The 20,449-nt window shown below is 35.7% G+C and carries 24 protein-coding genes, 3 pseudogenes and 1 other annotated feature; of the genes and pseudogenes, 10 read left to right on the top strand and 17 right to left on the bottom strand.

Translation table 11 applies throughout. The annotated features are described in order from the left end of the window. Positions 1–22: 22 nt before the first annotated feature. The 6 genes and pseudogenes from leuA to F8162_RS29345 all read right to left on the bottom strand — a co-directional run bounded on the left by leuA (position 23) and on the right by F8162_RS29345 (position 6,358). Entirely contained in the window at positions 23–1,543 is a 1,521-nt protein-coding gene (gene leuA / locus F8162_RS18710) for a 2-isopropylmalate synthase (RefSeq protein WP_151631148.1), read from the bottom strand. Between the two features lies 1 nt (position 1,544). Then, positions 1,545–2,555 (bottom strand): ketol-acid reductoisomerase, encoded by a 1,011-nt coding sequence (gene ilvC / locus F8162_RS18705; RefSeq protein ID WP_151631149.1) that lies wholly within the window; start codon positions 2,553–2,555, stop codon positions 1,545–1,547. A gap of 26 nt (positions 2,556–2,581) precedes the next feature. Continuing rightward, positions 2,582–3,091 (bottom strand): acetolactate synthase small subunit, encoded by a 510-nt coding sequence (gene ilvN / locus F8162_RS18700; RefSeq protein ID WP_000822948.1) that lies wholly within the window; start codon positions 3,089–3,091, stop codon positions 2,582–2,584. Next, entirely contained in the window at positions 3,088–4,788 is a 1,701-nt protein-coding gene (gene ilvB, locus F8162_RS18695) for an acetolactate synthase large subunit (RefSeq protein WP_144613797.1), read from the bottom strand. Before ilvB ends, ilvN begins: the two co-directional genes overlap by 4 nt. Positions 4,789–4,861: 73 nt before the next feature. Next, positions 4,862–5,089: a binding site (T-box leader), on the bottom strand. A gap of 16 nt (positions 5,090–5,105) precedes the next feature. Further along, positions 5,106–6,002, bottom strand: a complete 897-nt coding sequence (gene ilvE / locus F8162_RS18690; protein WP_001005497.1) for a branched-chain-amino-acid transaminase — start codon at positions 6,000–6,002, stop codon at positions 5,106–5,108. A gap of 158 nt (positions 6,003–6,160) precedes the next feature. After that, a pseudogene (locus F8162_RS29345) lies at positions 6,161–6,358 on the bottom strand (hypothetical protein). Positions 6,359–6,417: 59 nt separating this feature from the next. Between F8162_RS29345 and F8162_RS18680 the strand changes: the two are divergent. Together F8162_RS18680 and F8162_RS18675 are read left to right on the top strand one after the other, a co-directional pair. Next, complete coding sequence (locus F8162_RS18680; protein ID WP_000752504.1) at positions 6,418–6,657, top strand: DUF3911 family protein; 240 nt, start codon at positions 6,418–6,420, stop codon at positions 6,655–6,657. A 126-nt stretch (positions 6,658–6,783) separates the two neighbouring features. Continuing rightward, a pseudogene (locus F8162_RS18675) lies at positions 6,784–7,008 on the top strand (YkuS family protein); the annotation flags it as partial. Between the two features lie 356 nt (positions 7,009–7,364). On the opposite strand, the gene F8162_RS18670 reads toward F8162_RS18675, so the two are convergent. Together F8162_RS18670 and ytfJ are read right to left on the bottom strand one after the other, a co-directional pair. Further along, positions 7,365–7,454 carry a hypothetical protein gene (locus tag F8162_RS18670; RefSeq protein ID WP_000608225.1) on the bottom strand — a complete coding sequence of 30 codons (90 nt, stop codon included), beginning with the start codon at positions 7,452–7,454 and terminating at the stop codon, positions 7,365–7,367. A 108-nt stretch (positions 7,455–7,562) separates the two neighbouring features. After that, entirely contained in the window at positions 7,563–8,030 is a 468-nt protein-coding gene (gene ytfJ / locus F8162_RS18665) for a GerW family sporulation protein (RefSeq protein WP_151631150.1), read from the bottom strand. A gap of 112 nt (positions 8,031–8,142) precedes the next feature. On the opposite strand from ytfJ, the gene F8162_RS18660 reads away from it, so the two are divergent. After that, positions 8,143–8,535, top strand: coding sequence for an imidazole glycerol phosphate synthase (locus F8162_RS18660; RefSeq protein WP_151631774.1), 393 nt, complete (start codon positions 8,143–8,145; stop codon positions 8,533–8,535). A 33-nt stretch (positions 8,536–8,568) separates the two neighbouring features. Here F8162_RS18660 and F8162_RS18655 read toward each other — a convergent pair whose 3' ends face one another. After that, entirely contained in the window at positions 8,569–9,912 is a 1,344-nt protein-coding gene (locus tag F8162_RS18655; protein WP_151631151.1) for a TrkH family potassium uptake protein, read from the bottom strand. Positions 9,913–11,116: 1,204 nt separating this feature from the next. Between F8162_RS18655 and F8162_RS18650 the strand changes: the two genes are divergently transcribed. Continuing rightward, positions 11,117–12,352 (top strand): dicarboxylate/amino acid:cation symporter, encoded by a 1,236-nt coding sequence (locus tag F8162_RS18650; protein ID WP_098111732.1) that lies wholly within the window; start codon positions 11,117–11,119, stop codon positions 12,350–12,352. A gap of 22 nt (positions 12,353–12,374) precedes the next feature. Here the strand turns inward: F8162_RS18650 and F8162_RS18645 are convergent, their stop codons facing one another. Next, a complete protein-coding gene (locus F8162_RS18645) occupies positions 12,375–12,530 on the bottom strand; it encodes a hypothetical protein (protein ID WP_042982698.1) in 156 nt (51 codons plus the stop codon). 136 nt (positions 12,531–12,666) lie between these two features. Continuing rightward, the gene (locus F8162_RS18640; protein WP_000081442.1) at positions 12,667–13,086 is read right to left on the bottom strand and encodes a MarR family winged helix-turn-helix transcriptional regulator; all 420 of its coding nucleotides are present in this window, start codon (positions 13,084–13,086) and stop codon (positions 12,667–12,669) included. Positions 13,087–13,222: 136 nt separating this feature from the next. On the opposite strand from F8162_RS18640, the gene F8162_RS18635 reads away from it, so the two are divergent. Together F8162_RS18635 and F8162_RS18630 are read left to right on the top strand one after the other, a co-directional pair. Next, the gene (locus F8162_RS18635; protein WP_151631152.1) at positions 13,223–13,678 is read left to right on the top strand and encodes a regulatory YrvL family protein; all 456 of its coding nucleotides are present in this window, start codon (positions 13,223–13,225) and stop codon (positions 13,676–13,678) included. 33 nt (positions 13,679–13,711) lie between these two features. Continuing rightward, a complete protein-coding gene (locus F8162_RS18630) occupies positions 13,712–14,299 on the top strand; it encodes a thioredoxin family protein (protein WP_097816720.1) in 588 nt (195 codons plus the stop codon). A 29-nt stretch (positions 14,300–14,328) separates the two neighbouring features. Here the strand turns inward: F8162_RS18630 and uppP are convergent, their stop codons facing one another. Beyond that, positions 14,329–15,123 (bottom strand): bacitracin resistance undecaprenyl-diphosphatase, encoded by a 795-nt coding sequence (gene uppP, locus F8162_RS18625; RefSeq protein WP_151631153.1) that lies wholly within the window; start codon positions 15,121–15,123, stop codon positions 14,329–14,331. Positions 15,124–15,304: 181 nt separating this feature from the next. Here uppP and F8162_RS18620 point away from each other — a divergent pair, with 181 nt between their 5' ends. The 3 genes from F8162_RS18620 to F8162_RS28790 all read left to right on the top strand — a co-directional run bounded on the left by F8162_RS18620 (position 15,305) and on the right by F8162_RS28790 (position 17,080). Then, complete coding sequence (locus F8162_RS18620; protein WP_151631154.1) at positions 15,305–16,669, top strand: MATE family efflux transporter; 1,365 nt, start codon at positions 15,305–15,307, stop codon at positions 16,667–16,669. Between the two features lie 69 nt (positions 16,670–16,738). Continuing rightward, positions 16,739–16,912: a hypothetical protein gene (locus F8162_RS18615; RefSeq protein WP_000343562.1), complete on the top strand. Its 174-nt coding sequence runs from the start codon at positions 16,739–16,741 to the stop codon at positions 16,910–16,912. 18 nt (positions 16,913–16,930) lie between these two features. Beyond that, positions 16,931–17,080: a hypothetical protein gene (locus F8162_RS28790; protein ID WP_192797637.1), complete on the top strand. Its 150-nt coding sequence runs from the start codon at positions 16,931–16,933 to the stop codon at positions 17,078–17,080. Positions 17,081–17,142: 62 nt separating this feature from the next. Here F8162_RS28790 and F8162_RS18610 read toward each other — a convergent pair. Next, positions 17,143–17,639 (bottom strand): annotated as a pseudogene (locus F8162_RS18610) (biotin transporter BioY). Between the two features lie 105 nt (positions 17,640–17,744). On the opposite strand from F8162_RS18610, the gene F8162_RS18605 reads away from it, so the two are divergent. Continuing rightward, positions 17,745–18,647, top strand: coding sequence for an aminoglycoside phosphotransferase family protein (locus F8162_RS18605; RefSeq protein WP_151631155.1), 903 nt, complete (start codon positions 17,745–17,747; stop codon positions 18,645–18,647). Positions 18,648–18,649: 2 nt separating this feature from the next. Here the strand turns inward: F8162_RS18605 and F8162_RS28785 are convergent, their stop codons facing one another. The 4 genes from F8162_RS28785 to F8162_RS18590 form a co-directional block, all read right to left on the bottom strand. After that, positions 18,650–18,811 carry a hypothetical protein gene (locus tag F8162_RS28785; RefSeq protein ID WP_016088745.1) on the bottom strand — a complete coding sequence of 54 codons (162 nt, stop codon included), beginning with the start codon at positions 18,809–18,811 and terminating at the stop codon, positions 18,650–18,652. A 98-nt stretch (positions 18,812–18,909) separates the two neighbouring features. Continuing rightward, positions 18,910–19,683 (bottom strand): hypothetical protein, encoded by a 774-nt coding sequence (locus F8162_RS18600; protein ID WP_151631156.1) that lies wholly within the window; start codon positions 19,681–19,683, stop codon positions 18,910–18,912. 24 nt (positions 19,684–19,707) lie between these two features. Then, positions 19,708–20,154, bottom strand: coding sequence for a flavodoxin (locus F8162_RS18595; RefSeq protein WP_151631157.1), 447 nt, complete (start codon positions 20,152–20,154; stop codon positions 19,708–19,710). Then, positions 20,147–20,329, bottom strand: coding sequence for a hypothetical protein (locus tag F8162_RS18590; RefSeq protein ID WP_151631158.1), 183 nt, complete (start codon positions 20,327–20,329; stop codon positions 20,147–20,149). Before F8162_RS18590 ends, F8162_RS18595 begins: the two co-directional genes overlap by 8 nt. Positions 20,330–20,449 lie beyond the last annotated feature (120 nt).

The raw sequence follows: 20,449 nt of genomic DNA, 5'->3' as shown, positions 1-20,449 counted from the left end.
TTCTCCCTCACCCATCAAAAACTTATTTCACAAGCGCTATAAGAGATTTTAATTTTCCTGCTGCATGGACATATGCTCTTGCCGACGCTTCCAATACGTCTTGCGCAACACCAAAACCTGATACTTGATGCGTTCCTTCTTTTAATTCAACATGAACATGAGCCAGTGCGTCTTGACCTTGTGTAATAGATTGTATGCGGTAATCCGCCAATTCACATTCTAATCCTAAAATTCTTTGGATTGCATTATAGATCGCCTCAATACTACCAGAACCAGTAGCTGCATCTTCGTATACATTTCCTTCCTCGTCTTTTAGTACAACTGTCGCGCATTGTGTACTATTTGATACGAAATGTACTTGCAGTTGCGTAATGTTATATTGCTGAGCCGCAAATGCTGCTTCCCCAAGCATAAGTGCACGTAAATCTTCCTCCGTAATCTCCTTCTTACGATCAGCTAATTTTTTAAACGCTTCAAACACCGCATCTCGTTCTTCCTTTGTAAATTCATAGCCAAGCTCTTTCATTTTTTCTGTAAACGCGTGACGGCCAGAATGTTTTCCAAGTACAAATAGGTTTTGAGATTCGCCTACTAGCTCTGGTTCAATAATTTCATATGTTGTCACTTCTTTTAGAACACCGTCTTGATGAATTCCTGATTCATGAGCGAACGCATTCGCTCCAACGATCGCTTTATTTTTCGGTACAACCATCCCTGTTAATCTGCTTACTAATGTACTTGTCGCTTTAATTTCTTTTAGCGTCATAGAAGATTCTGCTTTATAGAAATCTTTTCTAATATGAAGAGCAACTGCGACCTCTTCTAGCGCCGCATTCCCTGCTCTTTCTCCAATTCCATTCATTGTTCCTTCTACTTGCAACGCTCCGCCTTCAACCGCAGCTAATGAATTTGCCACTGCCATCCCAAGATCATCGTGACAATGACAAGAGAAAATTGCTTTTTCATATGAAGGAACGGATTCTTGTAAGTATTTAAAAAGAGAATAATATTCTTCTGGATTCGTATATCCAACTGTATCTGGAATATTAATTACATTCGCTCCTGCACGAATCGCAACTTCTACTGCTTCAGCTAAAAAATCTCTTGCTGTTCTTGTCGCATCTTCTGCAGAAAATTGTACTGTCGGAAATAATGATTTCCCGAGTGTAACCGAGCGGTGAATACTATCTAATACATCTTCTTTTGACATACAAAGTTTATATTTCATATGAATATCACTTGTAGCTAAGAATACGTGTAGACGAGGAGATACGGCACCTTTCACCGCTTCATATGCTCTTCGAATATCACTTTCTTTCGCTCTAGCTAAACTCATAACTGTAGCATTTTGAATCGTATTTGCGATGCGTTTTACCGATTGAAAATCCCCTTCGGAAGCTGCTGCAAAACCAGCTTCCATGACATTAATACCTAGTCTCTCTAATTGCCTTGCAATTTGCAATTTCTCTTGTTCATTTAAATTCACTCCTGGTGATTGTTCGCCATCACGTAGCGTCGTATCCATGAACAAAATCTGCTTCATATTATTTGACCCCTGCCTTTACTCGCGGCTGTACGAAAGGCATCATTTCACGTAATTTACGTCCAACTACTTCGATTTCATGTTCATTCTCTTTCTCATTTGTCGCATGGAAATTTGGTTTTCCTGCTTTATGCTCTGCAATCCAGCCTCTTGCAAATGTACCATCTTGAATTTCTGCTAGCACTGCACCCATCGCTTTCTTCGTATCTTCCGTTACAACGCGTGGTCCTGATACGAAGTCGCCCCACTGCGCTGTATCTGAAACTGAATATCTCATATTTTCAAGTCCGCCTTCATACATAAGGTCAACGATTAGTTTTAGTTCATGTAAACATTCAAAATATGCAAGTTCCGGCTGATATCCGGCATCAACTAACGTTTCAAATCCAGCTTTTACTAGCGCAGTTACTCCGCCGCAAAGCACAGCTTGCTCCCCAAATAAATCTGTTTCCGTTTCTTCTTTAAATGTCGTTTCTAGTACACCAGCTCTCGTAGCTCCAATTCCATCAGCATAAGAAAGTGCCTTTTCAGTCGCAACTCCTGTTGCATCTTGATATACTGCAAATAATGCAGGAACAGCTCCTCCTTCAGCAAACGTACGACGTACGAGATGCCCTGGTCCTTTTGGTGCTACTAGAAATACATCTACATTTGCTGGTGGTTTCACTTGATCAAAGTGAACATTAAATCCGTGTGCAAAAACGAGAGAATTTCCTGCCTGTAAATTCGGCTTAATTTCCGCTTCATATACTTCTGGCTGCAGTTCATCCGGTAGTAAAATCATTACTACATCAGCTTTTCCCGCTGCTTCTGCTACTGTATATACAGAAAATCCATCTTCTTTCGCCTTATCCCAAGACTTCCCTTTTCTTAAACCTACTACTACATCAAATCCGTTATCACGTAAGTTTTGCGCATGCGCATGACCTTGCGATCCGTATCCAATGATTGCTACTTTCTTTTCTTTTAATACATTTACCATTACATCTTTCTCATAATAAACTTTTGCCATTTTCATTTCCCCCTATATTTAAATGATTATTGAATTAACATAACTTGCTTATCTTGTTTTTTCATACTACGCGTAAATGCTGTTACACCTGTTCTAGCAATTTCTTTCAAACCGTACGGACGAAGTAATTCAATTAATGCTTCTACTTTCTCCTGCGTACCAGTTACTTGCACAACTATGGAATCCTTCCCAACATCTATTACAGCGGCTCGAAACGGTTCAATTAAACTATATAATTCTGCTCTTGCTACTGATGTTGCGACTTTAATAAGTGCAAGTTCTCTTGCGATCATCGCTTCTTCTGTAATATCTGATACTTTCAGAACATCAATTTGCTTATGAAGTTGTTTAATTAACTGCTCCACTTGCTGTTCATTTTCAACGTGTACAACAATCGTCATCCGCGATATATCTGATGATTCTGTATGACCTACTGAAATACTTTCAATATTAAAATGTCTTCGTGTCATAACACCTGTAATTCGGTTTAACACACCACTTTGATTTCGAACTGTCGCTGTAACAATTCTCTTCACCTTTTTTCCACTCCCTCCATTTGGTGAACACCTTTCCCTGGTGCAACCATCGGCATTACCTTTTCTGATTGAAGTACACGGCAATCAATTACGACTGGTTCTTGTAATTTAATCGCCTGCTGTATTTGCTTCTTTGCAAGAAGTGGATCATCTATGCGCACTCCTTTTATGCCATATGCATTCGCAAGAGCAACGAAATCTGGTTGACACGATAGTAAAGAGTGCGAATATCTTTTGTTATAAAATTCATCTTGCCATTGTCTTACCATTCCTAAAGCTTCATTATTTAAAATAAATACTTTAACAGGTAAAGAGTGTTCTTTTAACACACTTAATTCTTGCAAGGTCATTTGAAATCCAGCGTCACCGACAATTGCAATAACTAGTTCTTCAGGCTTTGCAATTTGTGCACCAATTGCTGCTGGAAATCCGAATCCCATCGTCCCTAATCCTCCTGAAGTTACCCATTTATCTGGGTTTTTCAGCGGATAATATTGGGCTGCCCACATTTGATGTTGCCCAACATCTGTTGTTACAATCGCTTCTCCTTTCGTAATTTCATATAACATATCAATTGCATATTGAGGCTTAATACTTTCTGAATTTCGTTTATAAGATAGTGGATACTTTTCTTTTCTACTCTTTAATAAAGAGAGCCACTTATGATGATTTTCTTTCCTTCCTTCTGGTTGAAGTAATACTTCTAGCGCTCGCTTAGCACTTGCAACAATAGGAATTTCAGTCGGTACATTTTTTCCGATTTCCGCCGGATCAATATCGATATGCGCAACAGTCGCCTCTTTAGCAAAATAAGCTAAATTTCCAGTAAGGCGATCATCGAATCTTGCACCTATATTAATAAGTAAGTCGCATTCATATAACGCCATATTAGCTGTGTAAGAACCATGCATCCCTCCCATCCCTAGAAAAAGCTCATCATCCGGCGGAAAACCACCAAGACCAAGTAATGTATGCACAACAGGAATTTCATATTTACGAGCAAAACTTGTTAATTCTTTCGAAGCTTTCGCATGCAATACACCTGCTCCAGCTAAAATTAACGGTTTTTTTGAAGTCTCAATTGCTTGTAATAATTTGTTTATTTGGAGTAGATTCGGTTCATAATTAGGGTTGTATCCTGGTAAATCCATTTGTACGTCATTACATCGTTCTCCTTGCTCTACTACCATATCTTTCGGAAGGTCAATAACGACTGGGCCTGGTCTTCCTGTTCTAGCAATATGAAATGCTTCTTTAATAATTCGAGGTAAATCTGAAGCCTTTCGCACTTGATAGTTATGTTTTGTCACCGGCATCGTAAGGCCCATAATATCCGCTTCTTGGAAAGCATCACTTCCAATTAACGTTGTTGCTACTTGCCCTGTAAATACAACAAGTGGTAATGAATCAATCATCGCATCTGCTAGACCCGTAATAACATTTGTAGCACCTGGTCCACTCGTTGCAATGACAACCCCTGGATTACCAGTAATTCTGGCATACCCTTCAGCGGCGTGAATAGCTCCTTGCTCATGCCTTGTTAAAATATGCGGAATTTCACAGTCATAGAGTGCATCATAAAGAGGTAAAACAGCACCACCAGGATAACCAAAAATCACCTCTACTCCTTCCTTTTCTAGCGCTTCTAACAATAGCTGTGCACCAGTTGCCAGTTTCTCTTCCGTTTTTGAAGACATTGTTCTTATAAGCCCCCTTTTTGAAAACTTTTATCAATAAAAAAAATCCTACGTCCACACTCCAGCTATGTGCTGAAGGGACGAAAGATTTCGCGGTACCACCCTTCTTTGCAAGAATACTCTTGCCTCAGTGACCCATAAATGAGTCTAGCTAATAACGGAGCTACCGTCTAAGCCTAGACAAACGCTTCAGCTTAGCACTCAAGGGCGATGTTCGTCGACGTGAACCATCGGTTTTCAGCAACCACCGACTCTCTGTGAGGCTTCACAATCAACTACTCCTCCCTCTCAACGCTTTCTTATGTTATAAAAAGTTGTTATCCAACTTTATTTTCTTCATAAATCTTCTCTCCATCTTCTATAACTAACTTTCGGAATTCTTCTAATAAACGATTCGTATGTGGACCTGTTTGCCCTAAACCAATCGTTCTACCATCTACTGTCGTAACAGCAATTACTTCAGCAGCCGTTCCTGTTAAAAATACTTCATCAGCTACATATACATCATGTCTTGTAAATAACTCTTCTCTAACGTCATATCCAAGTTTTTCACCGATTTCTAAAATAGCGTTTCGTGTAATACCTTCTAACGCTCCAGCAGAACTTGGGGGTGTAATTAATTTATTTCCTTTTACAATAAACACGTTATCTCCTGAGCCTTCAGCTACGTATCCTTGATCATTTAACATAAGTGCTTCTTGTACTCCAGCTAATTTCGCTTCAATACGAACTAAAATATTGTTTAAGTAATTTAATGATTTTACTTGAGGCGACAAAACATCTGGACGGTTTCGGCGCGTTGCAACTGTTACCACCGGAATCCCCTTTTCATAATATTCTTGAGGGAATAAAGATAGTTGTTCTGCAATTACTACTACATTCGGTTTCTTACAAGAATCAGGATCTAATCCAAGATTTCCTGCTCCTCTCGATACAACAAGGCGAATGTATCCATTAGATAATTTATTTTGTCGAATCGTCTCAACAACAATATTCGTTACTTCATCTAAAGAATATGGAATTTCTAACATGATGGATTTTGCTGATTCATATAACCGGACAAGATGCTCTCTCAAACGGAAAACATTACCGCTATATACTCTAATTCCTTCAAATACTCCATCGCCATATAAATAACCATGATCATATACTGAAACTTTTGCCTCGTCTTTTGGAACAAATTCTCCATTTAAGAAAATCCATTGCTCGTTCACTGGAAAGCGCCTCCTATGTTCTATGAATTTTTTATTGTTTCCTAGTTTACTCTCCTTTCTAAATAAATCAAGTGAATTTTTTGAAAATTTATAATTTTTAATCGTACGTACATCTTTGATTATATTGATTTAACAGCATTGTTAACGTTTACAAAAAGTCAAAATTTTTTTTCGCCAATTTTCACTAAAAAAAATATTTGTTTAAAAGAAGGATTTTCATCAATTGATACGAATCTATTGTATTCAATAAACGGACGTCCGTTTTTATAAATTCAGGAATATATAACGACTTTTGCTGAAAAAGGGGGAAAATAATAAAAATAACGCTGTCTAAAAATAACATTCATATTTTTCATCTCGCAATCATAATCCTATTTTTAAAAAACAATTTGTCAAAATGAAGGAGGAAATCAATATGGCGTGTGTACAAATTAAAGGAACGAGACAAGAGGTAGTAGAAATGCTTCAACTATTTGATCTAATGGATACGAAAGGTTTTTGTAAATTCGATAATTATGTAGAAGTAGAACCAAATAATAAAGAACATAATAATTTTATTGCTTCCATCGACATTCATTCAAATACTTCTTCTGCCCAAGATACTTTAAACGATCAATTCGTAAGTCAAATGCTTACTGGTGTATATAACGACTAAATAAAGTGATACTTTAATCAAGCTACCCGTAAATAGCAGGATAAATATATGCTTCCTACCGTCTTTGCGTAAATATATGCGATGTACTAGAGCATACTAGCAACTAGATGGTAGAAGATGCGAATTATGGCTAGAATCGGCGTTGAAAACTCATTAACAGATGTTCAGCAACAAGGACATGAAGTTGTTACCCTTAACTCCGAACAGAATGCACAAGGGTGCGATTGTTGTGTTGTAACTGGGCAAGATTCCAATATGATGGGTATTGCAGATGCATCCATTAAGAGAGCTGTAATTACAACTCATGGTTTAACAACGGATGAAATTTGTGAGCAAGTTGAGAGCCGTACTAAAAAAAGAAAGAGGACCCCTTTTGAAAAGGAGTCCTCTTTTTTATATTCACCTAACGGGAAAGTAACATATATACTGGATGAAAGCCCTACCTCTCTCTCATCATTACGGTTCCACTGACCGCTCCTTGATTCACTAGTATACATATAAAGCTTACAAATACAATTTATAGGGTTTGTTCACAAAAGTTGTTGGTAAGATTACCCGATCTTTTGCAAACTTTTCGTATTATATTCATAAGATCTATTTACTTTACACTAGCTGTAACCGAGACACGAATTAAAATTTTAACACCAATACAATAACTTGTCAACTTTTTTTACAAATTAAAAACAGACAGTAACGGTTTGTCTGTTTTAGAATGGAGCCTTTTCTTTTATTACATATACAACAAAGCCGCTTACTAACATACATAAGCCAACGACTAAGTTTTTGATATTAATCATAAATTCCTCTCCCTTATTCCACACATCATATATATTTAAAGTTCATTTATTCCGATCATCCTAAAGCGCACTTTTTCTAATATATCATAATTCCTAAAAAATGCAAGTTCACTTTTGACGATTATTTACAAATTTATCTACAGTGCTTGGTACAGTATTTAAAGCCTTCTCAATTAAATGCGTACTACTATTGAGGTGCAACACTTGCACACCGTTAGAACCAACTACTAAAAAAGCAACTGGGCTAATAGAAACTCCAGCCCCGCTCCCGCCTCCAAATGGATGACTTTGCTTGTGCTCTTTATGCTGCCCTTGTCCGTTATTATGTTTTTCAGAAATAAAATCACCTTTAAAGTCACTTCCGCCAGCTCCAAAACCGAAAGCCACTTGTGATACTGTTAATACTACATTTCCGTCAGCTGTTGAAACTGGGCTGCCCACAATTGTATTTACATCTACCATCTCTTTTAAATTTGTCATTGCTGTTTTCATTAAACTTTCAATTGGATGTTCCATTATGTATTGCACCCTTTCCTCATTATTCTTTTTTATACTTTCCAAAATAGAGGAAGTCATACTAACTTTTCCTATTTCAAAAAAACAATTTCCACCTTTTAAATGGATATTACTCCCTGTACATACTCGGATAAAAAGGAAAAAGAGATACATACTACTATTGAACCTTGTTATGAAAGGAGTCATGACTTTGACTGAGAAATTTGATGAGTATAAAAAAAGAGATAGAATAGATAGTGATTATAGTGACTATAAAGAAGAGTATGCAGCTGAAGTTGCACCACAGCGCATTGATTATGATTACGATGAGAAGGATCATACAGGTGATGTAAGATCGTCCGCCGCTGGATCAACTGCTGGCTTTATCGCTCTTGCCTTATCTATCTTATCACTCTTTACCTTCCCAACATTGTTTGGTCTTGTTTCTGTATTACTAGGTATTTACGCTTATAATCGCGGAGCTACTGTAACTGGTGGTATCGCTGCGATCGTCGGCGGAATTGCAGCACTCATTGCAATTTTATTCCGAGTAGCGCTTATCGGATTATTGTTCTCCCTTTTTTAAAAAGAAAAAGGTATCTCGCTTATGCGGGATACCTTATCCTGTAAATACATCTTCCGATGGATATTTAATTTTTTGTTTTGCTGGTCGCGCTAAAGAAAAGACAAGTGTTAACGGACCAATTAATCCGCAAAACATAACAAACATAATAATACATTTTCCAAACGCTGATAACTTTGCAGTAATCCCCATCGTTAACCCTACTGTACCGAACGCTGAAATTGTTTCAAATAGTAACTGAATAAAACTGAAGTTTTCTGTAAGCATTAATACAAATACAGCTGCAAAAATGAGTATTTGACTGGCAACAGCAATCGCTAACGCCCTCGTTACTGTCGACATTTTTATTGTGCGCTGAAATAATACGATTTCCTCTTTCTTTCTAAAGAAAGAAAGGACAGATGTAACTAAAATAACAAACGTTGTTAATTTAATCCCTCCACCTGTTGATACACTTCCTGCACCAATAAACATTAAAACCATCGTAAATAATATAGATGATTCTTCCATTCCCCCATAGTCAACTGTATTAAATCCAGCAGTACGAGGAGTAATACCTTGGAAGAAAGAAGCCCATAACTTTTCATTTAAAGGTAAATTCCCTAACGTCTTCACATTATTATATTCCAATACAAAAATCACAATCATCGCTATCACATTTAGCACTATTGTTCCAACAATCATGATTTTGGAATGAAGTGATAATTTTCGAAAACTACGGCTATACCATATATCAATTAATACAGTAAAACCGAGGCCACCTATTACAATTAAAGAACAAATCCCAATATTAATAATAGGATCTCCTACATACCTTGTTAAATTATCCGGCCATAGAGCAAATCCAGCATTATTATAAGAAGCAATAACGTGAAAAATACTATAGTATACACCTTTTCCAAAGCCAAACTCTGGAATAAAGCGAAATGATAAAAAGATGACCCCAATAAGCTCAATACAAATTGAAAATATAAAGACACGTTTTACTAATTTTACGAGACCACCTATATTTGTCTGATTAAATGCCTCTCCAATTAATAAGCGATGGCGTAACCCGATTTTTTTGCCTAATACCCAAACAATTAAAATGGCAATTGTCATAAGACCTAGACCGCCTGTTTGAATTAAAAACATAATTACAATTTCGCCAAACATCGTAAACGTACTTGCAGTATCTACTACTCCCAATCCCGTTACAGTTGCTGCTGACGTTGCCGTAAAGAAAGCATCTATCCAACTAATATGTACTTTCGTTGCAAATGGTAACTTTAATAACAAACCGCCTACCACAATTAAGCAGAAAAAACCTAATGCTAATATTTGTGGTGGATTTAATCGTATAAAACGATTATACAGCCCTTGTCTTTTTGTTACTTCCATTTCACTAACTCCCTTTTCCCCTTATAAATAAAAGCTTATAAGAAACCTTAAACAGCGCGATAAACCTTATATTCTTATAATATAGTTGAGCATAATCCTTTTTTTCCTAGTTTTCAACTTTTATTTATACTCGAACTTCATTTCATTTATGACAAGGCACCTTCTATTACATTTCTTCTTACTCTACAACTCTTGTAATAATCATTTTATATGTATTGTTTCTCAAATTCTCATATCTTTCACTCTATGTTCACATGAGGGTCACATCCACCTTTTATAGTATATGTATCGGAGCTGTTCCTCCCTAATTTATAAGACATTCCCCAGTGTCTTGAACAGCTTTCCATCCCTAATTAAATTGACATAAATTGTCCCCTTCCTTTGACCATCATTTGCGATGGTCTTATTTTTTGTTTACTCTACCATTTATTTAAAACTTCCTCTCTCTTTCACTCTATGTTCACAGCTCCGGTACATCCACCTTTTATAGTATATGTACCGGAGCTGTTCCTCCCTAATTTATAAGACATTCCCCAGTGTCTTGAACAGCTTTCCATCCCTAATTAAATTGACATAAATTGTCCCCTTCCTTTGGCCATCATTTGTGATGGTCTTATTTTTTGTTTACTCTACCATTTATTTAAAACTTCCTCTCTCTTTCACTCTATGTTCACATAGGGGTCACATCCATCTTTTATAGTATATGTATCGAAGTTGTTCCTCCCTAATTTATAAGACATTCCCCAGTGTCTTGAACAACTTCCATCCCTAATTAAATTGACATAAATTGTCCCCTTCCTTTGACCATCTCTTATGTGATGGTCTTATTTTTTGTTTACTCTACCTCTTATTTAAAACTCCCTCTCTCTTTCACTCTATGTTCACACCAAGGTCACATCTATCTTTTATAGTATATGTATCGAAGTTGTTCCTCCCTAATTTATAAGACATTCCCCAGTGTCTTGAACAACTTCCATCCCTAATTAAATTGACATAAATTGTCCCCTTCCCTAGACCATCCTATGCGATGGTCTATTTTGTTTTATAAATAGATTATTTAACTTTTTTTGCTTACTTTAGCAAAAGCAATCTATATTTAAATACAAATTTTTATACAAAATATTCAGAAAATACTGTCAAAACAAGTAGTTTTTCGGTACAATTAATGTAGAAAGCAATTTCACAAAAATAAGGGGGGGTTTTATTGAAACAAACAAAAGCAATCTTAATTGCATTATTTCTCGGTTTAGTTGTCGGACTCACTTTAAATTTAGCTGCACCATCCATTTTTGAACCATTAAATCAATATGTGTTCAATCCACTTGGTCAATTGTTTATTCGCCTCATTAAAATGCTAGTTGTTCCTGTTGTATTCATTTCTATCGTACTTGGAGCTGCTGGGCTTGGGGACCCGAAGCAACTTGGAAGAATTGGCTTAAAATCAATTTCATTCTTTCTTGTAACTACAGCCGTTGCCATCTCTATTGCAGTTACATTTGCACTTATTATACAACCAGGATCTGGTGGTAATTTTAAAACCGAAGGGCTTAAATATGAAGGTGCAAAAACCGAAACATCTTTCGTGGATACATTGCTAAATATCGTACCAGATAACCCAGCAAAAGCGATGGCTGATGGAAACATGTTACAAATTATTGCCTTTGCCGTATTAATCGGACTCGGTATAGCTATTTTAGGAAAACGGGTTCAAGGTATCCATTCATTACTTGAACAGGGCAACGAATTAATGATGTATCTCGTTAATCTCGTTATGAAATTAGCTCCAATCGGAACATTTGGATTGCTCGCTTCATCCGTTGGTAAAATGGGGCTTGCAGGCGTCGCTGCGATGTTCAAGTATATGATTGTCGTTATGCTAGTACTTATTATTCACGGCGTCTTCGTCTATGGCGGATTATTAAAGGTATTAGCAAAAGAAAGTATTGTCCGTTTCTTTAAACATTTCGGACCGGTAATGGCAATTGGATTTAGTACATCTAGCTCTAATGCATCTCTTCCATTTGCAATGAAAACCGCACAAGAAAAACTTGGTGTTCCAAAAGCGATTAGCTCTTTTGTACAACCACTAGGTGCAACGATTAATATGGATGGTACTGCCATTATGCAAGGTGTAGCAACTGTGTTTATCGCTCAAGTATACGGAGTTGATCTTACTATGTCCCAATTAGCTGTCGTCGTATTAACTGCTGTACTAGCTAGTATCGGTACTGCCGGTGTACCAGGTGTTGGACTAGTAATGCTGACGATGGTTTTAAATCAAGTAAATCTACCAGTAGAAGGTATTGCCTTAATTATCGGTATTGACCGCATTCTAGATATGTCACGAACAGCTGTAAACATTTCTGGTGATGCAATTTGCGCAATGATTGTCGCAAAATCAGAAGAAAAATATAATACGGATCAATCTGCAGCATCTTAAATCAAAAAAGGAGTGAATTATTTCACTCCTTTTTTGATTTACTTCCTTTTTTCGAACGATATTCTTTTCCTTTATTATCATTACCAGTCTCAAATTCAGAACTAAACTCTTGCTGAAATTGACCTGATTTCGGTGAGCCTTGATTTCCGCTCCCTTTACTACCATTACGATTTGTCATATTTCTGCCCCCTTTCTTTACTAGTAGTATGTTACATATTTTCTTTTTTATAATCTTTTACATACGAAAGAAGACCTTCCTCATATAAGGAAAGTCTTCACCTTTTTTGCGTAAGCGTTTTCTTACTAATAATGACTTAAATAAGTTTTTTAGAAATAGATATCATTATATTCATTTCTTCTTCTGAAAGCGCGGAGAATCTTTCTTGTAAATATTTCTTTTTCTCCCCTTCCATTTTCGCAACTAAATCTTTTCCTTGTTCTGTAATCTCCAAATATACAACTCTGCGATCTGACGTAGAACGTGAACGAGTTACAAAACCTTTATTAATTAATTTTTCTGTAACAGCTGTAATATGACTATTCGACACATTTAACTCATTGGCTACACGTGATACCATTTCTTTATTCGTACGATTCAATATTCTAAGGACGATGAACTCATTCCACGGTATGTAACCACCAAATATCTTTCCAATATCATTACGCAACGTGCGGAACATAGCAAAAACATTTGTCGATAGTTCTTCCATTAATTGCTCTCGATTTTGAGACAACTTTGACAGCCCCTTTATTTCATTTAGTTAAATAAAAACCTTATTAATAATCTTACATGAAATCTTACTTTTTGTCACCTTATTTCCCCATAATTCGTAGTTTTTTAATAGATATTTCATGATACAATAAAATTGAATTTCCAGAAAAAGGAGTTGGGATAGTGGGGAAGAAGACAAGTTTTCTAATCTTAATCTAAAAGATAAGACTTTGATTATTGGTTTTGTTATTCTGTTTCTCATTATAATTTTTGTATTTATATTCTTTGTATATGTAGGAATCTTTCATATTACAGGTATAGAGTATAGGTCACGCACTGCTTTACTTCTATTTTTTCTATTAATCACTTTCTTAGACGGTATTACATTCTTTATCTTCGGTCTCCTCAAGGCGTTACTATATCCAATGACAAAAAACATGCCAAATTGGCTGGCTATTACTCTTTTTGCAATCATTGAAATTACACTAGATTGGTTCGTCATTCATACTGCCGATGATTGGATAGAGAGCGTACAACTGTCCAATCTTACTGAATTATGTGTCGTACTATTCCTTTTCCTATTAAATCAATTATTAGGTGACAAGAAAGAGTAAGAATACAAGCTTTTCTATATAAAAATTGGTACAATGAAAACAAATCATACTAAAGAGGTGTTACTTATGAACTTACAACAATGGGCTGATAAAGGTATGTCCTTTGATACATATGTGAATGAAATGAAAGTAAATCAATACGAGCTACTGCACATTTACAATAACTTTTTAATTCCAAATGAATTACTTCCTGTATTAGAAGAACGCCAAAATGATCAGTGGCGTGTTATCGTATTAACAGCTGATTGGTGTGGTGACGCTCTTTTATGCGTACCTGTTATGAAACGAATTTCTGAAGTTGCAAATATTGATATGAGATTATTAATTCGCGATGAAAACTTAGAATTAATGGATCAATATTTAACAAATGGAACAGCACGTGCCATTCCAATTTTTATTTTCATTGATAAAGATGGAAATGAACAAGCCGTTTGGGGACCACGCGCTCCGAAAGTACAAGAATTAGTAACTTCAATGCGCGCTACATTGCCTGAAAAAGAAGATCCAACATTCGAAGAGAAACAAAAAGAAATGTACGCTAATTTCCGTGCCACATTAGCTGATGATACTTCTCTTTGGGAACATGTAATGGAAAGTATGATGGAAAAAGTAGTAAAATAAAAAAACTGCCGAACTCGGCAGTTTTTTTATTACATAATGAAGAAGAAATAGAATACCGCAGCTAAAATGAAACGGTAGTAAGCGAACGGTGTTAGTTTTACACGAGCTAATAATTTTAAGAATGAAACAATTGCAAGCATCGCAACAACGAATGCTGTAATAAATCCTGTTGCAAATAATGGGATATCAGCCGTACTTAATATATCCCAGCTTTTAATTAAATCTAAACCACTTGCAGCTACCATCATTGGTACTGCTAAAATAAATGTATATTCAGCCGCCGCTGTATGTGACACGCGAGCTAATAAACCACCACTTATTGTAGAACCAGAACGAGAAAATCCCGGCCAAAGCGCTAAACATTGGAACATTCCAATTGTAAAAGCTTGCTTATATGTGATTTCATCTAATGTTCTTGCTGTACTTGGTTTCGAAAACTTCTCAGCAACAATCATTAAAATACCACCAGCCACTAAACTGATGACAACTGGGCCTGGCCCAAATAAAACTTCTTTAATCGTACTATGGAATAATACACCAAGTACGCCGGCAGGAATCATCCCGATAATAATATGTAATAAATTTAACGATGGTCCTTCTGTTACTTTCCCTACACCTACTAAAGACCATAGACGCTTCCAAAATATAACGACAACTGCTAAAATCGATCCCAATTGAATAACAACTTCGAAAACTTTCGCTCTCTCGTCGTTAAATCCAAGTAAATGACCTGTTAAAATCATATGTCCTGTTGATGATACTGGTAAAAACTCTGTTAAACCTTCAACAGCACCCATGATTATTCCAATTAACCAATCAGCCACGAGTAGTGCCTCCTTAATAACGAATATGTAATTTTTCACACCTTATCATAATACCTTATCCCCTTTTAAAGTGCATCTTTTTTTTATTGCTTGTACATATTGTATACGCGTATTTCTTTTCTATTTTTTAATTAAATTGTATGATAGTAAGAGTTTGTTTTTTTAGCGGAAAGGGGATTTTATGAAAGAAACTAATTCATTCTCACAAAAATTAAAGCAATTTGTATTACTATTTTTCCCGATTTTCGTTACGCAAATGTCATTATTTGCAATGAGTTTTTTCGATACGACAATGTCAGGACATGCAAGCCCTATTGATTTAGCAGGTGTCGCGATTGGCACAAGTATATGGATTCCAGTTAGTACGGGATTAACAGGAATTTTGATGGCCACTACTCCAATTGTTGCACAACTCGTTGGATCTAAGAAAAAAGAAGATGTTCCACACGTTGTTATACAAGCAGTATATTTAGCTATTTGTGCTAGTTTTGTTGTTATCCTTATCGGATTCTTCGCTGTTTCGCCTATTTTAAACGGCATGCGATTAGAAGAACCTGTGGAACGTATTGCAGCGCAGTTTTTAAGTATTATTGCAATTGGAATTATTCCTTTATTTACTTACACTGTTTTACGCGGATTTATTGATGCATTAGGAAAAACTCGTACAACGATGATCATTACATTACTATCATTACCAATTAACGTAGTATTAAATTATGTATTAATTTTCGGTCATTTCGGTTTTCCAAAACTCGGTGGTGTCGGGGCAGCAATTGCTTCTGCAGCAACCTATTGGTGCATTTTAATTATTACCGTTATAATTATTCGTACGAAAGAGCCTTTCGCATCTTTCCATATCTTTAAACAATTATATCGTCCTTCTCTTTCGAGTTGGAAAGAATTCTTAAAACTTGGCGTCCCTATCGGATTTGCTATCTTTTTTGAAACGAGTATTTTCGCTGCGGTAACACTTATGATGAGTAATTTTAGTACGACAACAATTGCAGCCCACCAAGCAGCTATGAACTTCGCTTCCTTGTTATATATGACTCCTTTAAGTTTAGCAATGGCAATGACCATCGCTGTTGGATTCGAAGTTGGAGCAAAACGATATAATAACGCAAAACAATATGGATTTATAGGGATTGGCTTAGCACTTGCATTCGCCCTATTGTATTCCATTCTTCTTTACTTCTTTGATGATGAAATTGCTTCTATTTATACGACAGATGTACAAGTCCATCATTTAGCAAAAGAATTTCTTATATTTGCGATTTTATTTCAAATTTCAGATGCAATTGCAACGCCTGTACAAGGGGCTCTACGTGGTTATAAAGACGTAAATGTTGCCTTAATTATGACATTAATCGCTTATTGGGTAATCGGTCTCCCTCTCGGTTACATATTAGCAACGTATACGGACTGGGCAGCAAAAGGATACTGGATCGGTCTTATTATCGGTCTAGCATTTGGCGCCATTTTCCTTCTTTTCCGTCTCTTTCAAGTGCAAAGACAATATACAACAGAAAACCACCGCTCGCGATAGAGGGTGGTTTTCTTTATGCATATTTTTTCTATGAACGTATAACATAATGAAAAAGAAAGGTGGATGTATATGGACGAAAAAGAAAAAAAGCAATCATTCAATGAAGAATTCGCCCCTGAAATTTCACCTGGATATCGGCAAGATGTACATAAGCCACCGAAATATAAAAACACTTCGTTTTTAATGGGTATTACCATCTTTGCTGCTGTATTACTTGTACTTATCATTTTCGTTTATTTTTGATGGAAGGTGATTTATTATATGAAGAAACAAGATTCCAATCGTTCAAAAAGAACTGTAAAAACAGAAAAAGGATATGCAGGTGATTCTGTTCTTACGCAGAAACAAGTCGAGCAAGGAAATTTATATATTGCTCAAAAAGAATTTGGTCAACAAAATGAAAATCTTTAGAATCCCTCAAAGAACTGGGGGATTTTTTTATCGGCTATTTGTGGTACTATTTATGTTTCACTTTATTGTACATACTGCTTTTGTTCTAACACCTTAAATATATTATTAACCTTTACAATTTTTATTTCATAATTCAATTTCATTTCGCTTCTCTTACCATTCTCAGTCCCGCAACGTACGCTACAGTTTGATAGAGAAAGCTTTCATCCGTCACTTCACGTATGTCCTCGTTTATAAATTTATACTCTAAATCTCGAAAACGATTTGGATAATAATTTTCTATTAATCGGTCATATCCTCTATTTAAAAATATTTCTTCACTTTTTCGTTTCACAGCTTCTTTATTAATAAACTCAAACACTGATAGTTGCTCTGTCACAAAATGTTCTCCTACCTTTTTCATTTCATTATGAGTTAAAGTTTCTATACTTTTGTTCTGTAATCCCTTATTTAATTCGTACTGATTAATCGGTTTATAACTAGCAAAAACCTCCTCTTTATATGCCCAAAACAATCCAAAAGCGATACATAAAGAAGTAATTAGTATCCTTTTCTTCATAACAATCCCGCTCCCTCTTCATAATGATAGTTATATTTTAACATATAGAAAGAAAATTCTGATATCATAAACTAGAATAAGTTAACTTAGAAACGAGGAACAATTATGGACTCTTACAATCAATATATAAAAGAAGCCTTGCCTAATCTTTCTATACATTCCTATAGACAAAATGAAGAAGGGTGGGATAATGTAGCGGTTATCGTAAATGATGAGCTACTGTTTCGTTTCCCTAGAAAACAGGAATATGCAATGCGCATTCCGTTAGAAAAAGAACTATGCACACTTCTCTCTTATTCACTACGTGAAATTGAGGTTCCAAAGTACCACCTATTCTATAAAAAGGATACTGATACTATTCCACTTTGCAGTTACTATACTCTCATTCATGGTGAACCGTTAAAAACAGAAATAGTTACTACACTAGAAAAACAAGAACGGAAAGCACTTATTACACAATTAGCCACCTTCCTTGCGGCTCTACATAGTATTCCTTTAAAACGTGTGAAAGCGTTAGGATTCCCTGTTGAAAAAACACTTACCTACTGGAAAGAGCTACAAACTAAGTTAAATCAGTATGTTACTAATAGTCTTACTTCGTTACAGAAATCATCTTTAAATCGTTTATTCGAAAATTTCTTTACTTTTATCGATACAACCAATTTTCAAAATACAATTATTCACGCTGATTTTACACATCATCACATTTTATTTAATAAGCAGAACAAAAACATTTCAGGGATTATCGATTTTGGTGATGCTCAAATTGGCGATCCTGCTTTTGATTTTGCTGGGCTATATTATGATTTCGGACGTGAATTTACTACATCTGTATATGAACAATACAGTACGCTTATTTCACACGATGATCCACTACTCATTCACCGCATCACAAGTTTTTATCAGTACAGTCCTTTACTACATAATATTATTTATAGCTTTGAAACAAAGAATGAACTTGCATTCCTAGCGGGTACAGGACAATTGAAAGTAATACTACAGGGATGAGATTACATTCTCTCCCTATACTCTCTCTCCTCATACATCATTAACTTTTTATCCATTTCAACAATGACTTGATACAGTTGAAATGCTTGTAAAATTTGCAGTTGAATTCCAAAAGGAGCATTCTGTTCTTTTAACCATTGAAATACTTTCGTTTCATCCTTCATTGATTATTCCTCCCTTTATTAAAATCTGCTACAAATATACGGTAAATGATGAAAAGCTTTTCATGTCAATAACAAAAAAGGATACAAACTTGTATCCTTTAATGTACGATATTTTTCTTCTGTTTCGCTTCTTTCTTTGCTTCTTCCCTTTGGCATTCACTACGAAACGCACAACTTATACACTCAGAACGAAAATGACGCTCTGTATAATGCTCAGGTTGTTGTAACATTTCTTTCATTCTAGATAAATCAGCCATCCCAGTTATAATATCTTCCTGTTTCGGAATGTACTCGTACTTAGTTCCTTCTATTAAATTAATAACTTCAATTTTTCCAGGAAGAATGCCGAAAGCTTTATAACTAAATACTGTCATTAACTTTTGACAAAGAGCAAGCATTTCCTCATCCGCATCGACAACATACTTTTTAATTACAAACGACTCAGTACTCCACTCACCAACTTCTAATGTCAATGACATGTGGACACCTAGCTCTTCCATATATGTTTGAAATTTTTCATATAAAAATAACGGCGGTGTCTGACTATCATCTCTTTCAACAAACTGTAATAAGTGATCTGTTAGCTTTGCTAACACAATATAATACTCCGTCTTTGAAGCAAACATATTAATCCTTACTTTTTTCCAATACTTTTCTATTAATATTAAAAGTACGATTTTCGTTTGTTGGCCCGCAGGTAGTGTGTAATATTCGTTAATAATTCGATTCACAATCATTTGTGCGATTTGTTGCCACTCAAATGAAGAAGGTTCTCTTCTTTTTATATGACGAAAATAAAATTTGTGCGGACAACGCATAAAATCATACAAATGATAATCGGTCATCGTTTTGATTGCGATTTTCTCGTGCACTTGCTCTTCATCTCCCTTCTGCCATTAAGAAAGGTGTTTCACGAATTCAGCTCCAAACTGTAAACATTTTTCTACATCTTCATCTTCTGGCGTTAATTCTACTTTTAGTCCTTCTAACACAACTGCAGCTCCGCGCTCTTGTAGCTTTTCTATTAAAATGTCAACCGCCACGCCGTATTTCGGATAAGCTGAATCACATGATCCGAATACTGCGGCCTTTTTCCCATTTAAATCAATAGAATCCATTGCGTCATAAAAATCTAAAAAATCATCAGGAAGGTCACCATCTCCCCAAGTGTAAGCACCTAAAATAATTCCATCATACTGTTCTAGTATAGAAGCTTTTGGTGAGTCCATAATATCGATAACTTCAATTTCATTTTCTGTTTCACGAATTGCACCCGCAATATGATCAGCCATTTCCTCTGTATTTCCACTCATACTTGCAAAAATCATTACTAACTTACTCAACTGAATCTCTCCTTTTACCTTGTATCTCTTTTTCTGTTGGAAGTGTACTCTTCTCATCTACATATTCAGAACGAATTACATTTCGTTGCCATTCCATATGCTGATCAACATCTTTATTTTTATCTTTTAATCCCCTCCGCAGAAGGTGAAATTTTTTCTCATTAACATGTCGCATCCATCCCATTGATAATAATTATCAATTTCAACTACATTTAGATTAATTGACATTGATTATCACTGTCAACAACTATTTTTTAAAAAATGATTAAAATGTACAAGCTTGTCCGTTAGCTAT

This window comes from Bacillus sp. CH140a_4T (genome assembly GCF_008923725.1).
GTDB lineage: Bacteria > Bacillota > Bacilli > Bacillales > Bacillaceae_G > Bacillus_A.
This window is presented reverse-complemented; position numbering and strand designations above follow the sequence as displayed.